Origin of the sequence: Aquiflexum balticum DSM 16537, assembly GCF_900176595.1 — a bacterium.
Lineage (GTDB): Bacteria > Bacteroidota > Bacteroidia > Cytophagales > Cyclobacteriaceae > Aquiflexum > Aquiflexum balticum.
The window spans coordinates 3,038,548-3,056,529 of the sequence record NZ_LT838813.1; the positions used below are offsets into that span (position 1 = coordinate 3,038,548).

General features: G+C 38.0%; 10 protein-coding genes. 9 read left to right on the forward strand and 1 reads right to left on the reverse strand.

The annotated features are described in order from the left end of the window. The 5 genes from miaE (at position 1) to B9A52_RS12930 (ending at position 7,796) form a co-directional block, all read left to right on the forward strand. Complete coding sequence (gene miaE / locus B9A52_RS12910) at positions 1-612, forward strand: tRNA-(ms[2]io[6]A)-hydroxylase (RefSeq protein ID WP_172805208.1); 612 nt, start codon at positions 1-3, stop codon at positions 610-612. 133 nt (positions 613-745) lie between these two features. Continuing rightward, a complete protein-coding gene (locus B9A52_RS12915) occupies positions 746-1,987 on the forward strand; it encodes an ABC transporter permease (RefSeq protein ID WP_084120855.1) in 1,242 nt (413 codons plus the stop codon). A gap of 2 nt (positions 1,988-1,989) precedes the next feature. After that, on the forward strand, positions 1,990-3,681 hold the full coding sequence (locus B9A52_RS12920; protein WP_084120856.1) for a GMC oxidoreductase: 1,692 nt from the start codon (positions 1,990-1,992) through the stop codon (positions 3,679-3,681). Between the two features lie 155 nt (positions 3,682-3,836). Beyond that, positions 3,837-5,870: a DUF3857 domain-containing protein gene (locus tag B9A52_RS12925; protein WP_084120857.1), complete on the forward strand. Its 2,034-nt coding sequence runs from the start codon at positions 3,837-3,839 to the stop codon at positions 5,868-5,870. Between the two features lie 6 nt (positions 5,871-5,876). Beyond that, a complete protein-coding gene (locus B9A52_RS12930; RefSeq protein WP_084120858.1) occupies positions 5,877-7,796 on the forward strand; it encodes a DUF3857 domain-containing protein in 1,920 nt (639 codons plus the stop codon). Positions 7,797-7,799: 3 nt separating this feature from the next. Here B9A52_RS12930 and mtaB read toward each other — a convergent pair whose 3' ends face one another. Beyond that, complete coding sequence (gene mtaB, locus B9A52_RS12935) at positions 7,800-9,119, reverse strand: tRNA (N(6)-L-threonylcarbamoyladenosine(37)-C(2))-methylthiotransferase MtaB (RefSeq protein ID WP_084120859.1); 1,320 nt, start codon at positions 9,117-9,119, stop codon at positions 7,800-7,802. A gap of 233 nt (positions 9,120-9,352) precedes the next feature. Here mtaB and B9A52_RS12940 point away from each other — a divergent pair, with 233 nt between their 5' ends. From B9A52_RS12940 to B9A52_RS12955, 4 genes are all read left to right on the forward strand, one after another. Continuing rightward, positions 9,353-11,515 carry a glutamine synthetase III family protein gene (locus B9A52_RS12940; protein WP_084120860.1) on the forward strand — a complete coding sequence of 721 codons (2,163 nt, stop codon included), beginning with the start codon at positions 9,353-9,355 and terminating at the stop codon, positions 11,513-11,515. Positions 11,516-12,042: 527 nt separating this feature from the next. Then, complete coding sequence (locus B9A52_RS12945) at positions 12,043-15,099, forward strand: SusC/RagA family TonB-linked outer membrane protein (RefSeq protein WP_084120861.1); 3,057 nt, start codon at positions 12,043-12,045, stop codon at positions 15,097-15,099. Positions 15,100-15,101: 2 nt separating this feature from the next. Further along, the gene (locus B9A52_RS12950; protein ID WP_084120862.1) at positions 15,102-16,703 is read left to right on the forward strand and encodes a SusD/RagB family nutrient-binding outer membrane lipoprotein; all 1,602 of its coding nucleotides are present in this window, start codon (positions 15,102-15,104) and stop codon (positions 16,701-16,703) included. Positions 16,704-16,766: 63 nt separating this feature from the next. Then, positions 16,767-17,912 carry a glycoside hydrolase family 18 protein gene (locus B9A52_RS12955; RefSeq protein ID WP_084120863.1) on the forward strand — a complete coding sequence of 382 codons (1,146 nt, stop codon included), beginning with the start codon at positions 16,767-16,769 and terminating at the stop codon, positions 17,910-17,912. The last annotated feature ends 70 nt before the right edge of the window (positions 17,913-17,982 follow it).

Sequence of the window (17,982 nt, forward strand, 5' to 3'; positions counted from 1 at the left end):
ATGAGCTGGGAAGAAAGTACTAAACAAAAAATGCTTCATTTGAAGCTACCTACGGATCCAAGATGGGTAAATATTGCCGAAATGAATATCGAGGACATTTTGGTAGACCATGCGTACTGTGAGCAAAAAGCAGCCTCCTCCTGTATTTCTTTGATCATCAATTTCCATGAATTCCATGAGCTTGTTGATATGCTTACTCCGGTAGTGGCGGAAGAATGGGCCCATTTTGAAAGGGTGCTTGAACAGATCAGGAAAAGAGGATTTGTATTTGGTAAACCCCGGAAAGATGAATACGTGGTAAAACTATCGGAATTTGTCAGGAAAGGAGGAAGCAGGGCTGATCAATTGGTAGAGCATTTGTTGATGAATGCTTTAATTGAGGCAAGAAGTTGTGAAAGGTTCAAAATTCTCTCGAAACACCTGAGTGATCAAGAGTTGAAAAACTTTTATTACGAATTGATGATTTCTGAGGCAGGTCACTATGTGAATTTCATTGAATTGGCAAGAAAAATAAGGGGTGAGGAAAAAGTAAATGAAAGATGGCAGGAATGGTTGTCTTATGAAGCCGAAGTGATCAAATCCCTCCAAATAAGGGGAGATCGGATGCATTGAGCGGTTATTTTAAAAATATTTTAGTCGTAGGCTTATTTTTCTCAAAAATGATCGAGATCTTTTGTGGATTATCCTTATAATTAAAATTGTAAATGAGTAAAAAACAATAAAACTGTCCTATTTTGTACATATTATGGATTTGATCGAAAATATAAAAGAGGCGCTTAGGTCTGTTAAGGTTAATCTCTTAAGGACAATTCTTACAGGAACCATAATTGCAATAGGGATTATGTCACTCGTAGGGATGTTGACTGCCATAGATGGGATTAAAACCCAGATAGCGGATAGCTTTTCAGGATTGGGAGCAAATAATTTTGATGTCCGGTCCAAAGGTTTTTCGGGAGGCAGAGGGGTACAGCAAGGTGTGGTAGAGAAAAGCTTCCCCATTGTTAGGTATAAAGAGGCCCTAAGCTTTCAGGAGCAATTTTCTTCAATTGGTCCATCGACTGTGTTTACAAGTGTCACAGGCGCTGCTGAGGTCAAAAAAGGTTCAAAAAAAACAAATCCCAATGTAAGGGTAACCGGCATAGATGACCAATATTTTAATCTAAAAGGACTAAAGCTCGAAAAAGGCAGGAATTTCAGTGCGACCGAAGTCCGGTATGGAAACAATGTCTGTATCATTGGGCTAGATATTGTGGAGACATTGTTTGGGAACGAGGAGCCCTTGAATGATTATATCACTGTCTACGGAAGAAGATACACAGTCGTTGGTGTACTGGAAAAGCAAGGCAGCGTTGGAGGTGGATCCGGTGCTGACCGGGCTATTTTTATTCCTGTGGAAAATGCGAGTAGATTGGACACAAGGGGTACCTTCAGGTATTCAGTTACCGCAAGTGGATCGGATCCTTTGAGATTGGAATATGAAATGGGTCAAGCCACAGGTATAATGAGGAAAATCCGTCAGGATAGGGTTACCGATGAGGACTCATTTGAAATAGTCAAAAGCCAATCCGTGGCAGAGAGCCTGGAGGAGGTAGCTGGCTACCTTCGGATAGGTGGATTTGGTATAGGCTTTATTACACTTCTTGGTGCCTCAATAGGATTGATGAATATTATGTTGGTTTCTGTAACCGAGAGGACAAGGGAAATCGGAATTCGTAAAGCTTTAGGGGCAACTCCCTTAAGAATCAGACAACAATTTTTGATAGAGGCAATTGTCATTTGCATATTGGGAGGCATACTGGGAGTAATAATTGGAATAATTATCGGCAATGTAGTTGCTAATATTATAGGTCCGGGAGGATTTTTGATTCCTTGGTTATGGATTTTTGTAGGATTGGCTGTTTGTATTTTTGTGGGCTTGGCCTCAGGTTATTTTCCCGCCAGGAAAGCAAGTAAACTCGACCCTATTGAATCACTTAGATATGAATAACCATGATTAAGGAAAACGAATTTGATGCAATTGTTATTGGTTCAGGTATCAGTGGGGGCTGGGCCGCAAAGGAGTTATGTGAAAAGGGGCTAAAAACTCTCGTTTTGGAAAGAGGTCGGAGTGTGGAGCACAAAAAGGATTATCCTACCATGACAGCAACAGCGTGGGATATGCCCCGTAGAAACAGGATGCCTTTGGCCGATAAGCTGGAAAATCCTGTAGTAAACCGGTGTTACGCCTATAAAGAAGATACAGAACATTTTTTCGTCAAAGACAAAGATCATCCCTATATCCAGGAAAAGCCATTTGATTGGGTCAGGGGTTATCAGGTCGGAGGAAAGTCCTTGCTTTGGGCCAGACAGACCCAACGTTGGAGCAAATATGATTTTGAAGCCCCGGGAAGGGATGGTTTTGCTGTGGACTGGCCAATACGCTACAATGATATTGACCCTTGGTACAGTTATGTAGAACGCTTTGTGGGAATCAGTGGAAACAAAGATGGAGTGGAAACCTTGCCTGATGGTGAATTTCTCCCTCCTTGGGAAATGAATTGTGTCGAAAAAGTAATCAGGGACAGGATTGTGGAGGCATATAAGGACCGATTCGTCATGATTGGTAGGTGTGCCCATTTGACTGAACCTCAACCCCATCATTTGGAGCAGGGTAGGGGACAATGTATGGCCAGAAATCAATGTGAAAGAGGCTGCCCGTTTGGTGCATACTTCAGTTCTAATTCAGCTACTTTACCTGCAGCCGCAGCAACCGGTAATCTTACCATCAGACCGGACTCCGTGGTTCATTCCATTATTTATGACGATGCCAAGGAAAAGGTAACAGGTGTCAGAGTAATTGATAGGATCAACAAAACTGCTACAGAATATTTTGCGAAGGTTATTTTTGTAAATGCCTCAGCACTCAATTCAAATCTTATCTTACTGAACAGCACGTCAAACAGATTTCCCAATGGTCTTGGTAACGACAGTGGCTTATTGGGCCAATACATTGCATTTCATAATTATAGAGGAAATATCAATGCCTCTTTTGAAGGATACGAGGATAAATTTTATTTTGGAAGAAGGCCATGTGCTGTGATGATGCCAAATTTCCGGAATGTCAAAAAACAAGAAATGGATTTCCTCCGGGGATATATGACTTTTTACAGTGCTGTGAGAGGAGGTTGGGGAGGTAAACCCAATGCGCCTTTTGGAGAAGAATTCAAAGATCAGAATTCCAAACCTGGACCTTGGGGTGTATTTATGATGATGCAAGGGGAAACTATTCCCAAAGAGCAATCCAAAGTTACCCTTAGTCCCGATCAGGTAGATGAATGGGGTATGCCCCTATTGAACATTGATGTGGATTATGATGACAATGATATTAAATCCATGAATGATTTTTTTGAGCAGGGTACTGAAATGTTGGAAAAAGCAGGCTGTTTTAATATCAGAACAAGAGATACCAAACAAGCACCTGGTTTGGACATCCATGAAATGGGGGGTGTCCGAATGGGAAAAGATCCCAAAACATCCTTATTAAATGGCTGGAACCAAATGCATCATTGCAAAAATGTTTTTGTTACGGATGGGTCAAGTATGACATCTACCGGAAGTCAGAATCCTTCTATAACCTATATGGCATTGACAGCAAGAGCTGTGGATTATGCGGTAAAAGAAATGAAAAAAGGGGATTTTTAGTAGATGAATATTTTTGTGAAAAATTGATCTTTTTAAAGAATAAAAAAAAAGAATTGATTATCAAGTTGTTATAATTATGAACTAAAAATACACTGGAAGTATTTTTTGATTATTGGTATAATTCATACTTTGGCAAAACTATTTAACCCAAAACTATGAAATATTTTTCACCATTTTACTTGTTTTTTGGTGCACTTATTTGTCTATGCACCACCTCATATGCGGATATTGATAGAATAAAATTCGGTAAAGTTCCTGACGACGCTGTCTTAATGAAAGTTTATGAAAATGATCTTAGTGCTGATGCGGTGGTACTTTCTCATATAGGTTTTACTAAAATAATTTTTCAGACCACTGTAGGCTTTCAGATAAATTACCAAATTCATAAAGTGGTGAAAATTATCACTAAAGATGGAGTTTCCCAGTCAGATCTTCAGATACCCTATTACAATATTTCCGGAAGAACTGATCAGGTTGGTTCAATTAAAGGATTTGTGTATAATGAAGTGAACGGAAAAATTGTAAAAGAAAAAATTGAGAAAGTTCATGTATTTGATGAGGCGATCACAAAGACATATAAAATGAAGAAAATTTCTCCTCCCAATGTTACGGAAGGATCAGTAATTGAAATCTATTATGAGATTTCTTCTGATCTTTTCAGTATGATAAGGGAATGGGAATTTCAGTCTCAAATACCAACAATGTGGAGTGAATTTACATTTGAATATCCGGAATACTTTTTATTCAACCAAGCCAATCAAGGATATGTTCCCTATACCATAAATGATAAAAAATTTGGAAAAGGAACAGCCAATTGGTCTGATATTGAAAGGACTAAATCAGGATATTCAGTAACTACAACTCAGTCTACCAATTCGGTTTCGTACAGTACCAATATTTTTCACTGGGCGATTGAAAATGCACCTGCTATGAAGCAGGAGCCATACATAGATAACCCTATGAGTTATGCAACAAAAGTGGAGTTTCAACTTGAATCCATTCAGTTTCCCAATAGCCAGAGACAAATAATTACAGGAACATGGGATGAAATGTCTAAGGAGTTACTTAATGATGAAGATTTTGGGAGGCACCTGACCAAAAGCAAATTTGCAGCGGATATTGTTACTGAATTGATAAAAGATGGTAAAACCGATTTAGAAAAAACCAATATAATAATGAACCATTTGGGAGACAATGTCAAATGGGATGGCAGGAGAGGTATTTATCCTTCGAAGGCATTGGAAAAAGTATATAAAGAAGGGAAAGGTTCTTATGCAGAAATTAATTTATTATTGACTTTATTTTTGAGGGAAGCAGGAATAGAAGCACACCCAATCGTAAGCTCAACGCGTGATTTGGGATTTTTAAATCCGAGCAATCCAGTAATGTATAAGTTAAATTGCGTCACCTCATTGGTGAAACTTGAGGACAAAGAGGTAGTTCTGGATGCAACAGATCCTGCTTTGCCAATAGGTTTTTTGCCGATAAACACTATAAATATGAGGGGTTGGGCAATTCTACCAAATGGTTCGAAATGGGTAGACCTGGTCAATTCAAGTGTTAATGTAGAATCAGCAATATTTATCTCTAAAATCGTAGATGAATCGGTTCTGTTAAACGTTCAGAGAAACAATCAGGGCTATAAATCTGCAATAACAAAAAGTAAAATAATTTCTGAAGGGAATGAAAAACACAGACAATCTTTTCAGGATGAATTCAAAGATTGGGAATTACTTTCTTTGACTTTGGAGAATGTTGAATCAAAGGAAAGTCCAATAACCGAGAAATTTGAATTAAAAGGAACAGGGGGGATAATATTTTCTGGAGATTTGATTTATTTCAATCCATTTGAAAATATGTTTTTATCAGAAAACCCCTTTAAATTAGATTCAAGGGTTTTTCCAATTGATTTTATTTATCCTCAAAAAAGACAAGTAGTATTTGGTATTGAAATTCCGGAAGGGTATGTTATTGACGAAATGCCTAAAAGCTTGATCAATCATTTTGCTGACAAGGGTATTGTTTATTCATTTAGAATTGCTTCCCAGGGGGATCAAAAAATTCAGATTATGATCAGCTATCAGGTAAACGAGACTATGTATAAACCATCTCAATATAAAGATCTCCGTGAATTTTTTGATTTGATTTCCCAAAAGCAAAAAGAAAGCATAGTCCTTAAAAAAATATAGCTTAGGATGAAAAACAGGAATAAAAGGAGACTTTTTTTGGTTTTGGTTTCTTTAATTTGGTCCAGCATACATGCGCAGGTGAATCTGTCGGATGTAACTCCTGATTGGTTTCAGGCACCGGCTATAATTCAGCAGAGAAGTCAAGAAATACTAGTTAATAAATCAGGAAGTTTCTTGGTAAAAATAAAACTCATTTCAACAATTCTAAAGAAAGATGGTTCAGATTTGGCAGTCTTGGCTGTTGGATATTCCTCTGCAATTAAGATACGGAACATTTCTGGAAACGTACTTGACTTATCCGGAAATATAATTTACAGATCAAAAAAATCGGATTTTGAAGATTTCAGTAATTTTAGTTCTTATGCCGGCTACAATGATAATAGGGTCAAAATCCTAAATTTGAAGCAGGTAAATTATCCCTATATCGTTGAATTTGAATATGAAGTTGAGTACCCCAATCTTTTTTATTTGCCAGATTGGACCCCCCAGCCTAATCCCAAAATTCCGGTTCAATTGGCTTCAACTAGTTATAGTTATCCAAAAGACAATAAGCTAAGATTTTTTATCAAAAACATCGCAGACGATGCTTTTACAGAATCTGAAATGCCGGATGGAATGATAAAGAAGACATGGACTTTAAATAATTTACCTGTTTTTGAACCTGAGCCATATGTTCCTCTTAATTACAGTGGAACAAAATTTTTATTGGCATCTGCCAGTACATTCGATTTTGATGGTTATAAAGGAGACTTAAGTACATGGGAATCAATGGGTAGTTGGATTCATCAGTTAAATATGGGTAAAAATAACCTTTCCGACAAAACAAAAAATGAAGTGGCTGACTTGATTGTTGGAGTAGATTCTGAAAAGGAAAAAGTAAAATTGCTTTATGAATATATGCAGAATAAAACAAGGTATGTAAGTATTCAATTGGGGATTGGGGGGTTTATGCCCTTTGATGCTGCCACAGTGGATAGTTATGGATACGGAGACTGTAAAGCTTTATCAAATTATATGTCAGCAATATTGGAAGTGGCCAACATTAAAAGTAATTATGCCTTAATCTATGGTGGTGCCAATAATAGACAATTTTTCGAGGAATTTCCTGCCAATTATTTCAATCATGCTATACTAGCTGTCCCATTTGAGAAAGATACAGTTTGGTTGGAATGTACGAGCCAAACTAATCCTTTTGGTTATTTAAGTGATTTTACATCTGATAGGTTTGCTTTGTTAATTACCGAAAATGGTGGCATGCTGGCAAAAACACCCAAATATGGATTTGAAGAAAATGTCCAGATTCAGGAAGGTAGATTTATCATCAATGAATCTGGCAATGCTGAAGCCTTTATTCAAATTAGGACTAAAGGACTTCAAATCGAGAATGGCAATATGCTTTCGGTTGCCAGAATTTCAAGTGAAGAAAAAGCTAAATGGATACAACAATACTTGAATTTGCCTTCATTGGAAGTTCAAAAACTTGAGTTTACGGTTCATCAAAATGATATCCCGGAAGTCAATGTAGAAACTATGCTAAATGTCAGGAATCTGGCAAATAAATCAGGGAATAGACTGTTTTTGCAGCCAAATCAAATCAATGTTTTTACCAATTCTATTTCGACTTCAAATAGCACCAGAACTAATTATTTCCAAAAGAATTTGGGTTATAGGGATTTTGATACTATGGTGTTTAAATTACCGGATGGATTTGAAATAGAGAATTTCCCCATTGGTGTTAAATATACATCAGCATTAGGCGAATATGAAACTGAATTTATTATTGATGGGGATGAATTGACATATAAAAGAACTCTTGAAATGAAAGATGGAATTTATGCTCCGGAATTATTTGATAATTACAGAGAATTTCTTTCACAAATCGAAAAGGCTGATAAGACCAAAGTAGTACTAAAGAAAATCAATTAAAACTTAGTGTTTTTCAAAGACAGCTTCAGGTTCCAAAACCTCAACATTGCCTTTAATATTGATTTCATTTAATGTTACTTGTTTCAATTCGTTGATCAGTAAAGGATCGTATTTTGCAGCTACCCGGATATAGTTTTCTGTGAATCCGTGCATCTGACCGTCTTCAATGTCCTCCTCAAAAAGAACAGTAAAGGTTTTTCCCAGATTTTCTTCGTGAAATTTTCTTCTTTTTTTCTCAGAAAGGATGCGCAGCATTTTGGACCTTTCATTTCTCTTTTTCATGGGAACAACCTCATCCATTTCTGAGGCCCTGGTATTGGCACGCTCTGAATAAGTGAACACATGCAAGTAAGAGATATCCAATTCATTGAGGAAATTGTATGTTTCCAAAAACAGTTCATCTGTTTCTCCGGGAAACCCCACAATAACATCAACGCCAATACAGCAATGGGGCATTAAAGTCTTGATTTTGGAAACGCGGTCTTCATACAATTCCCTGAGGTATCGCCTGCCCATTTTTCTCAAGATAGTATTGCTGCCTGATTGCAAAGGAATATGAAAGTGCGGTACAAATCTTTCGGAACGGGAGACAAATTCGATGATTTCATTAGTCAAAAGATTGGGTTCTATGGAAGAAATCCTGAACCGGTCAATTCCATCAATCGCATCAAGTGCAAAAACCAAATCTGCAAAACGCTCTTTTCTTTTGCCCTCTTGTATCCCAAAATCACCAATATTGACCCCTGTAAGTACGACCTCTTTGACATCAGTCTGGGCTATTTCCCGTGCAGCGGAAAGAATATTCTCCACACTGTCACTTCTGCTTTTGCCACGGGCTAGTGGAATAGTGCAGAAAGCACAGCCATAGTTACAGCCATCCTGAACTTTAAGGAAGGTTCTGGTACGGTCATGAATAGAGTAGGCGTTATTGAATACATTGGCTTCCTGTATTTCAGATGCAAGAACTTTGGTTTCCTGTTCCTTTGCAAAACCGTCAAGCAGTTCGATCAGTCTGAATTTTTCAGCAGCGCCCAATACAGCATCTACGCCTTCAATTTCGGAAATTTCCTTTGGTTTGAGTTGGGCGTAGCATCCAATAATTGTCACATAGGAGTTGGGGGATATTTTTTTGGCTTCTTTGACAATTTTTTTACACTTTCTGTCTGCATTCTCAGTTACAGAACAAGTATTGATAATGAAAATGTCCGGATTTTGATCAAAATCCACTTTTTCATACCCTTTGGCTTCAAACATCCTACTGATGGTTGAAGTTTCAGAATAATTGAGTTTACACCCTAATGTATAAAACGCTACTTTTTTCACCCTAACTCTATAATTTGCGAGCTGCAAAGTTAAATATTATCCGGAAGTTTTCAATTTTCTATTTTTTCAGGGCAAACCATGATTTTTTTAGATGATCTTAGCAAGATTTATCTGGTTTTTTTATAAAAAATGTAAAAATTCAGAAAAATGGCCTCAAAAAAAGCGGATAAACTTAGAAATTCATATTATTTCATATTTTTGTGGGTGTAAAATCAAACCACTTATTGTAGAAAATGGCAACATTAAGACAAAGTGCGCTTTTAATCGCGCAGGGAAGACAAAGAACTTTTGTAAATCCCCCTTCTTCAAAAATATCAGATTTCTTTGGAAGTCATGTTTTTGGAATCAAACAGATGAAAGAATCACTAGCTCCTTCAGTATTTAAAAAAGTGATGGAAGCTATTGATAAAGGTAGCAAGATAGATCCGGCTACAGCGGAAGAAGTAGCATCAGCTGTGAGAGTTTGGGCCTTGTCCAAATCTGTAACACACTACACTCACTGGTTTCAGCCTTTGACAGGATCAACTGCGGAAAAACACGACGCGTTTTTTGATGCACATGCAGGTATAGAAAAATTCAAAGGTTCGGCATTGGTTCAACAGGAACCTGATGCTTCATCATTTCCACATGGAGGTATTCGCTCCACATTTGAAGCAAGAGGGTACACCGCTTGGGATCCATCTTCTCCGATTTTTATTTTTGACAAGACGCTTTGTATCCCTACCATATTTGTATCCTTCACCGGTGAAGCATTGGATTACAAAACCCCATTGTTAAAATCCATGGAAGCAATCAATGCAGCTGCGGTAGAGGTATGTCAGCTGTTTGACAGGAATGTCAAGAAAGTGATTCCTTCCTTAGGGGTTGAACAGGAATATTTTGTGATAGACAAAGCTCTTTTTGCTACAAGACCTGATTTGGTCATGTCCGGGAGAACAGTCTTCGGTCATAATCCGGCAAGAGGTCAGCAATTGGAAGACCACTACTTTGGCTCAATACCTACCAGAGTTAAGGATTTTATGGTTGACTTTGAAATTGAAGCACATAAGTTGGGAATTCCTGTTTCCACGCGTCATAATGAAGTAGCTCCGGGACAGTTTGAAGTTGCCCCTCTTTTTGAAGAAATCAACAAGGCAGTTGACCATAATCAATTGTTGATGGATTTGATGGACAAGGTTGCAGAAAAGCATAGTTTAAAGGTCTTGTTCCATGAAAAGCCTTTTGCAGGTGTAAATGGAAGCGGTAAGCATAACAACTGGTCTTTGATTACAGATACAGGAGTCAATCTTTTCCAACCCAGTAATTCTGCTAGGGAAAACCTTCAGTTCCTTACTTTTGTGATTGCTACAGTAAAGGCTGTATATGATTATGCTGACTTATTGCGTGCAAGCATTGCCTCAGCCAGCAACGATTTCAGACTTGGTGCCAATGAAGCTCCTCCGGCTATTATGTCCGTTTTTCTTGGGTCTACATTAACTTCTGTATTGGATGAACTGGAAAAGAACGGTAATGTCAAAATCGAGAAAGGGGATAACATGTATATGAAATTGGGTATTTCCAAAATTCCTGAAATCATATTGGATAATACAGACAGGAACAGGACTTCTCCTTTTGCATTTACAGGAAATAAATTTGAATTCAGAGCAGTAGGTTCCAGTGCAAATTCTTCCGGTCCTATGACAGTATTGAATGTGATTGTGGCTGAGGTATTGAAATCTCTGACCAAAGACATTGAGAAAGAAATCAATTCAGGTAAGGAAAAAAAGATTGCTATTGTCAATGTTCTGAGGAAATACATCAAAGAAAGTAAGAAAGTCAGATTTGAAGGAGACGGATATTCTGAGGAATGGGCTTTGGAAGCGGAAAAGCGAAAATTATCCAATCTGAAAAGTACTCCTTTTGCTTTGGATGTCTATCACGATAAAAGAACTGTTGATTTGTTTTCCAGACATGGCGTGCTGAATCCGGTTGAAGTTCATGCAAGACATGAAATCATGTTGGAAAATTATATCAAGAAAGTACAGATTGAATCAAGGGTGATGGGAGACCTTGCACTGAATCATGTAATTCCAACTGCGATACTTTATCAAAATAAATTGATAGAAAATGCCAACGGTCTTAAAGGCTTGGGACTTGACAATACTGCTGCAATAGAAACAGTCAAAGAAATCAGCAGACATTTAGAGTCACTAAAAAAGAATGTCTATGAGATGACCGAGGCAAGAAAAAAACTGAACAAAGAGGAAGATATCGTCAAAAGAGCAAAAGGATATGGGGTGGAAGTGAAAGATGCTTATTTTGATAAAATCCGATATTCGGTTGATAAGCTTGAATTGGTAGTAGACGACGAGTTTTGGCCATTGGTCAAATACCGGGAAATGCTATTTATCAAATAATTTTAAGAACCGCCATAGTGCGGTTCTTTTTTTGACTTACCTTTTGTGTTCTTCAGGTAAGTCTTTTTTGTCCTAATTTGACTTTTTTATATAAAAAATTATTTTTTATCGATGAGTTTATGAATTTGTCAGAATAAATTGATTTAATTTTTGAAGGGTTTATTAAAATTCATATAATTTCTAATACTACTTACTTTAAATTTTTACAAAGCGACAATAAATTAGTGTTAATTACTAAAATTATTTGCTAAACCGTTTTATTAAATCTAATAAATAATAAAAGTCTGAATACTTTTATAAAAAAAATATTAAATAATTTTCTCATTAATATATTTTTTATATTTTTACAAAAGTCAAGATTTGTCTTAATTATAGTTTTACAGTATTTTATTCTAATCTGTTGAAGTAAAGTAGATAAACGTTTTGATGATGATTATGAATGCCGTGAAAATCAAAATTTCAATTGCCATATTATATTTCAAACTAAACAACTAAAAATTAAATGAAGTAACACTTAATTAAATCCTATGAACAAATTTGTACAATTAATGCTAGCGATGGTCTTGATATTTGCCTCAGGTATGGAGGCATTTGGCCAGTCGCGGGTTCTTACCGGAAGAGTTGTTGATGCTACCGGAGAACCGATTCCAGGGGTGAACGTCCTGGACAAAGAAGCAAAAACGGGTACTACCACCGATTTGGATGGTATGTATTCAATTTCGGTAACCAATACTACCACATTGGTCTTTTCTTTTATAGGTTTCGAATCCCAAGAAATCGTAATTGGTAATATGTCTGAGTTAAATATAACTTTAACGGAAGATGCGACCGCTTTAAGTGAAGTGGTGGTTACCGCCCTTGGATTACCTAAAGAAAAGGAAAGACTTGGTTATTCCATAACCACCGTCGGAGGTGATCAAATGGATCTTGCCCGGGAACCAAATATTGCCAACTCACTTACAGGTCAGGTAGCAGGCCTAGTTGTAAGAGGAACAAACAGTGGGCCACAAGGTACCGCAAATATAGTTCTTCGAGGTCTTCCTAGTATCTCCGGTACAGGTTCTCCATTGTTTGTAATCAATGGGATACCCATGGATAATACACAGCTTGGTTCCTCCGGTCAATGGGGTGGAGGTGATAATGGAGACGGAATTGGTAATTTAAGCCCTGATGATATTGAATCAATGACAGTTCTTAAGGGACAGGCAGCATCTGCTTTATACGGCGCAAGAGCTTCCAATGGTGTGATTTTGATTACAACTAAAGGTTCAAAAAGAGGAGGTGATTGGTCTCTTACTTACAATTTAAACGTGATGACAGAACAGGCCATGGATTTCACGGACTTCCAACAAGAATATGGTCAAGGTACTGGAGGTAGGCGACCTCAAACTGCCACAGACGCACAAACAACTGGGCGTTTTGCATGGGGAGAGAGAATGGGGGGAAATGTGATAGGTTTTGATGGTAATCAATATCCTTATCAACCAGCTGATGAAAATTGGAAGGATTTTTACAGAACAGGAACTAACATTACCAATACACTTGCAGTTTCCAAAGGACTTGGAAAGGACGGTTCTTTTAGGATGTCTATTTCTGATGTAAGATCAGAATCAATTGTACCCAACAGTGGTGTGGACAGATTAAGTATCAATTTAAATGTGGATCAAAACATTACTGATAAGTTGAATATTTCAGCAATGATCAATTATCTTGATCAACAAAGTACAAACATTCCATTTTTAAGTGATGGACCTAGAAACCCTAATAACTTTTTGTTACTAGCCCCAAATATTAATCCAGGTATTTTTGCACCGGGTTATGATGAAAATGGACGTGAAGTTGTCTTTAGTGACGATATATTCGTAACTAACCCATACTTCATCACTGCAAAAGGAATCAATGACAGAGGAAGAAAAAGAACTATTTCAGCGCTATCAGCCAAGTATAGTTTTGCTCCCAAGACTTATGCTTTGTTTAGAGTTGGTCATGATGTATCAAATGATGACTTCTTTTCGGTTGAACCCACAGGTTTAGCTTATACACAGGAACAAAGAGGTAACCTTAATTCAAGGGGATTGTCAACAAGGTCAGAAACGAATATTGATGCGATTTTTGGAACGGAATTCAATTTAACCAATGACATTATCTTTGATGGATTGGCAGGGGGAACATTCCGGAACAATAGATTTGAACAAGTCAGTGTCGGGGGTTCTCGATTTGTAATCCCTGGTTTATACTCTCCATTTAATGTTGATGTATTTAATAGGGGGTATGCTTTCAATGAGCGGGAAGTTGCTTCGGCTTTTTACTCATTAGGCTTTGGCTATAAAGACTTCCTGACTTTGACCACGACTGGGCGATATGATGTGTATAGTACCTTACCTACTGACAATAACAGCATTTTCTCCCCATCAGTTACAGGAGCTTTCTTGTTTCATAAATTTTTGAATCTTCCAGCGCTGGAATTCGCTAAATTTAGGACCAGCTATGCAGTGACAAGTGGTGAACCATTTGATGCATATCAAACCCAGTTTTATTTCAGTTCTGCGAATACTTTTAACGGGGTTGCCGCAGGTTCATCACCGCTTTCCTTGCCAAACCTTTTCTTAAAACCATTCACAACTGATGAAATAGAAATAGGTTTTGATCTTGTCTTCTTTAAAAACCGACTTTCTTTTGACGTTGCTTATTTTACCAAGACAACTAACAATGAGATCTTACCTGCAAGTACCAGTATTGCATCAGGTTTCGGAAGTGCTGTGGTAGCTACAGGATCTGTAAATAACAGAGGTTTGGAGTTAATGATTTCGGGAACTCCTATTCAAACCCAGAACTTTACTTGGAAATCTATGATCAATTTCACGAACGTGACAAATGAAGTTTTGAATACAAACTTAGCCAATACTCCAATAAATCTCGGTCAAAACAGGTCTACGCTTGGTAATGCAGTAACAGCATATGTGCCAGGGCTTCCAGGTCCTCAAATCAGAGCATTTGATTATCAATATGATGCCCAAGGAAATATTGTTGTGAACCAAGCAGGTCTTCCTGTCCGTGGAGAACTTAAAAATTGGGGTTCAGTACTTCCTACTCATTATGGAGGTTGGAACAACGAATTCATTTACAAGAAAGTTTCTTTCACATTCTTGATAGATGGCAGCTTCGGAAACAAAGTATTGTCAGCGACTGAGTTTAATTCACACTTCCGTGGATTACATAAAAATACACTAGTTGGTAGAGAAGGCGGCGTGACGACAGGTGAATTTACTGCCCCTGCTGAAAATTACTACCAAGCACTGGTTCAGAATGTGACCCGTACGAGTGTAGTCGATGGTGATTTCATCAAACTTCGTCAGCTTACATTGGGATACACCTTCTCAGAATCTATGTTCAGGTCTGTTCCAATCTTGAAAGGCTTGACAGCATCGATTGTTGCAAGAAATTTGGCCATCTTGTGGAGAAAAGCTGATAATATAGATCCTGAAGCTCAATTCGGATCGAATATTAACTTCTTAGGTATTGAAGGTACCGCTCTGCCAACTACACGTTCTATTGGCTTCAACCTAAACTTCAAATTGCACTAATTATGAAAAAATATATCAGTTTATTTCTACTCAGTAGCTTTTTATTAGTTACATCTTGTGATGAGAGATTTGAAGAGCTAAATACGGATCCAAACAGGCCTGGTGCTTCGGTTTTCGACCCAAATCTGCTCCTACCTACCATTAGTTATCAGCATGGTAATTTGCTTACGGGATATTCAGGCCCTATCTTATTTCAAAGTATGTGGATTCAGGCCTTGGCCTCTACTTCAACAGGAGGAGCCAACTACTATTCCAACGCAGATAAATATGTGATTTCTTCAAGCACACCCAGCTACATTGAAGGTAACTGGAACAATGGATTTCAACTTGGTTCAAGAGTGAATCAGTTGCAAATTTTGGCACAAGAAAAAGGGTTAACTAATCTTAATGCTGTTGGTGAGATCATGAAAGTAAGTGCTTTGTCCGTTGTTTCGGATACTTACGGTGATATTCCTTATTCAGAGGCGCTTAAAGCTCAGGAAGGTATTTCTCAACCTAAGTATGATACCCAGACAGAGGTATATAATAAGATGCTTACTGATCTTGAAGCAGCATTGAATTCAATTACTCCTTCAGGAGATCCGATAAGAAATGATGTTATGTATAGGGGTGATATTGCCAAATGGAGAAGATTTGGATATTCCCTTATGCTAAAGTTGGGATTGCGTTTGACTAATGTAAGTTCTTCATCAGCCCAGTCCTGGGTTCAAAAAGCAGTAGCCGGTGGCGTCTTTACATCACCTGACGATGATGCTTTAGTTCCCTCTGATGAAGCGAATGGGTATTCTAATACAAGTGCCAATGCTTTGAATGTCCCAGATGATGTTTATGAGGTGCGTTGGTCTAAAGTTATGATTGATTACTTGAAAGCTACCAATGATCCTCGTTTGAGTATTGTGGCTGAAGTACCCCCTCCAGGACTTGCCGCTAACAGGAATGGTGGGGTAGTAGGAAACAATGATCCTGCTGCTCAAATTGGCTTGCCAAACGGGTTTGACCTAAGAGGTGGTGATTTTGATATTTCAGGTCATCCTGATTTCCCTGGTGGAACAGGTTCTGGTGCTGACCTAGCTCCAATTGGAGCTTACTCAAGACCAACAGCAATTTACAGGAGAAGGAATGCCCCCGTTTTCATTTTGACTTATGCAGAGGTTCAATTGATGTTGGCTGATGCGGCTGTCCGAGGATTTACTTCCGGATCGGCAGCGGATTTCTACAGAAATGGTGTAGCGGCTGCCTTTACTTCCATTGGAAAATTTGGTGGAGCAACAGTATCCAATGCAGATGCAATTGCTTATTTGAATGCTAATCCACTGGATGTGAGCTCTCCAAATGCATCATTGAAAATGATCAATGAACAGATTTGGGCAACAACCAGTCTTTTTGTGAATTTCTTGGAAGCTTGGAACAATTGGAAACGAACAGGTTTCCCTGTTTTGACACCGGTCAATTTTCCAGGGAATTTTGGTTCAGGACAAATTCCAAGAAGACAGCCTTACCCTGCCGGAGAATCTAATACAAATCCAGAATCTTTGAACGCTGCAATTTCACGCATGGGAGGTGATAATTGGACTACCAAAACTTGGTGGGATGGCGGAAATTAATTGCCAAAATCAATTCATATAAAAAAGGTGCTTTCGAGCACCTTTTTTTGTTATATTCAGCTTATGAACAAAAGATCAGTTACTGCACTGCTTGTCTTTTTTTGGTTTAGTATTTCATGCCAGCCACAAAAAAAAGCGCAAGAACCTGAAGCCACCGATGCGGCTCCTTATAATATAATTGGATATATAGCAGGTTGGAAAGGGGTGGATCTGGAAAAAATCCATGCCCAAAAACTGACTCATATAAATTATGCTTTTGCCAATGTGGTAGATGGTGTTGTGATTGAAGGTGAGGGCAGGGCAGAACAAGATAAGGAGAATTTGTCAAAGTTGAGATCTTTAAAATCCACCAATCCTGATCTTAAAATCCTTATTTCCATTGGCGGATGGACTTGGTCTGGGGGATTTTCTGACGCAGTGCTGACAGATGAATCCCGTAAAAAATTCACGGATTCTGCCATAGATTACCTGATAAGGCATGATCTGGATGGATTGGATTTTGATTGGGAATATCCGGGATTGCCAGGGAACAACAATACTTTCAGGAGTGAGGACAAGGAGAATTTCGTACTTATGCTGAAATCTGTCAGGGAGGCATTGGATAGTCTTGGGGCTTTGAACAATACCTATTATTTAAACACTATAGCATCTGCTGGATTCAAGAAATACCTTGATGTCAACGATATGGCTGAAGCACAAAAGTATTTGGATTTCATCAATATTATGACTTATGATTTTATAGTTCAGGGCAATAATCCAACGGGTCACCATGCTAATTTGTATGCGGCGGATAGAGATAAAAGATCTTCTGAAAATGCAGTTTTTGACCATGTTAATGCCGGTATCCCAATCGAAAAACTGGTTATGGGTATGGCATTTTATGGCAGAAGTTGGCAAGAAGTCAATCCTGAAAACAATGGGCTTTATCAAATAGGTAAAGGGTGGAAAGGATTTCCGTATAGTGAGATTGAAGAGCTGATTGCCGGTGGAGATTATGTACGCTATTGGGATGATTCATCCAAGGCGCCATATTTGTGGAATCCTTCTGATAAAATCTTTGTAACTTATGAAGATCCGGAGTCGATTTTTAATAAAGTTCAATTTATCAAAAAACACAAAATGCGCGGGGCTATGTTTTGGGAATACAATGAAGATTCAGATGAAAGAACTTTGCTTAATGCCATGTATAATGGTTTCAAGACCCCCTGATTTCAACAAAGCCAATAGTTAAAAAAAAATTGTTTGAATTACTTTTCCTATTGTTAATTAACATAGATAT

Coding starts and splice junctions, on each gene's coding strand:
- miaE (WP_172805208.1), top strand. CDS start 1: ATGAGCTGGGAAGAAAGTACTAAACAAAAAATGCTTCATTTGAAGCTA.
- B9A52_RS12915 (WP_084120855.1), top strand. CDS start 746: ATGGATTTGATCGAAAATATAAAAGAGGCGCTTAGGTCTGTTAAGGTT.
- B9A52_RS12920 (WP_084120856.1), top strand. CDS start 1,990: ATGATTAAGGAAAACGAATTTGATGCAATTGTTATTGGTTCAGGTATC.
- B9A52_RS12925 (WP_084120857.1), top strand. CDS start 3,837: ATGAAATATTTTTCACCATTTTACTTGTTTTTTGGTGCACTTATTTGT.
- B9A52_RS12930 (WP_084120858.1), top strand. CDS start 5,877: ATGAAAAACAGGAATAAAAGGAGACTTTTTTTGGTTTTGGTTTCTTTA.
- B9A52_RS12940 (WP_084120860.1), top strand. CDS start 9,353: ATGGCAACATTAAGACAAAGTGCGCTTTTAATCGCGCAGGGAAGACAA.
- B9A52_RS12945 (WP_084120861.1), top strand. CDS start 12,043: ATGAACAAATTTGTACAATTAATGCTAGCGATGGTCTTGATATTTGCC.
- B9A52_RS12950 (WP_084120862.1), top strand. CDS start 15,102: ATGAAAAAATATATCAGTTTATTTCTACTCAGTAGCTTTTTATTAGTT.
- B9A52_RS12955 (WP_084120863.1), top strand. CDS start 16,767: ATGAACAAAAGATCAGTTACTGCACTGCTTGTCTTTTTTTGGTTTAGT.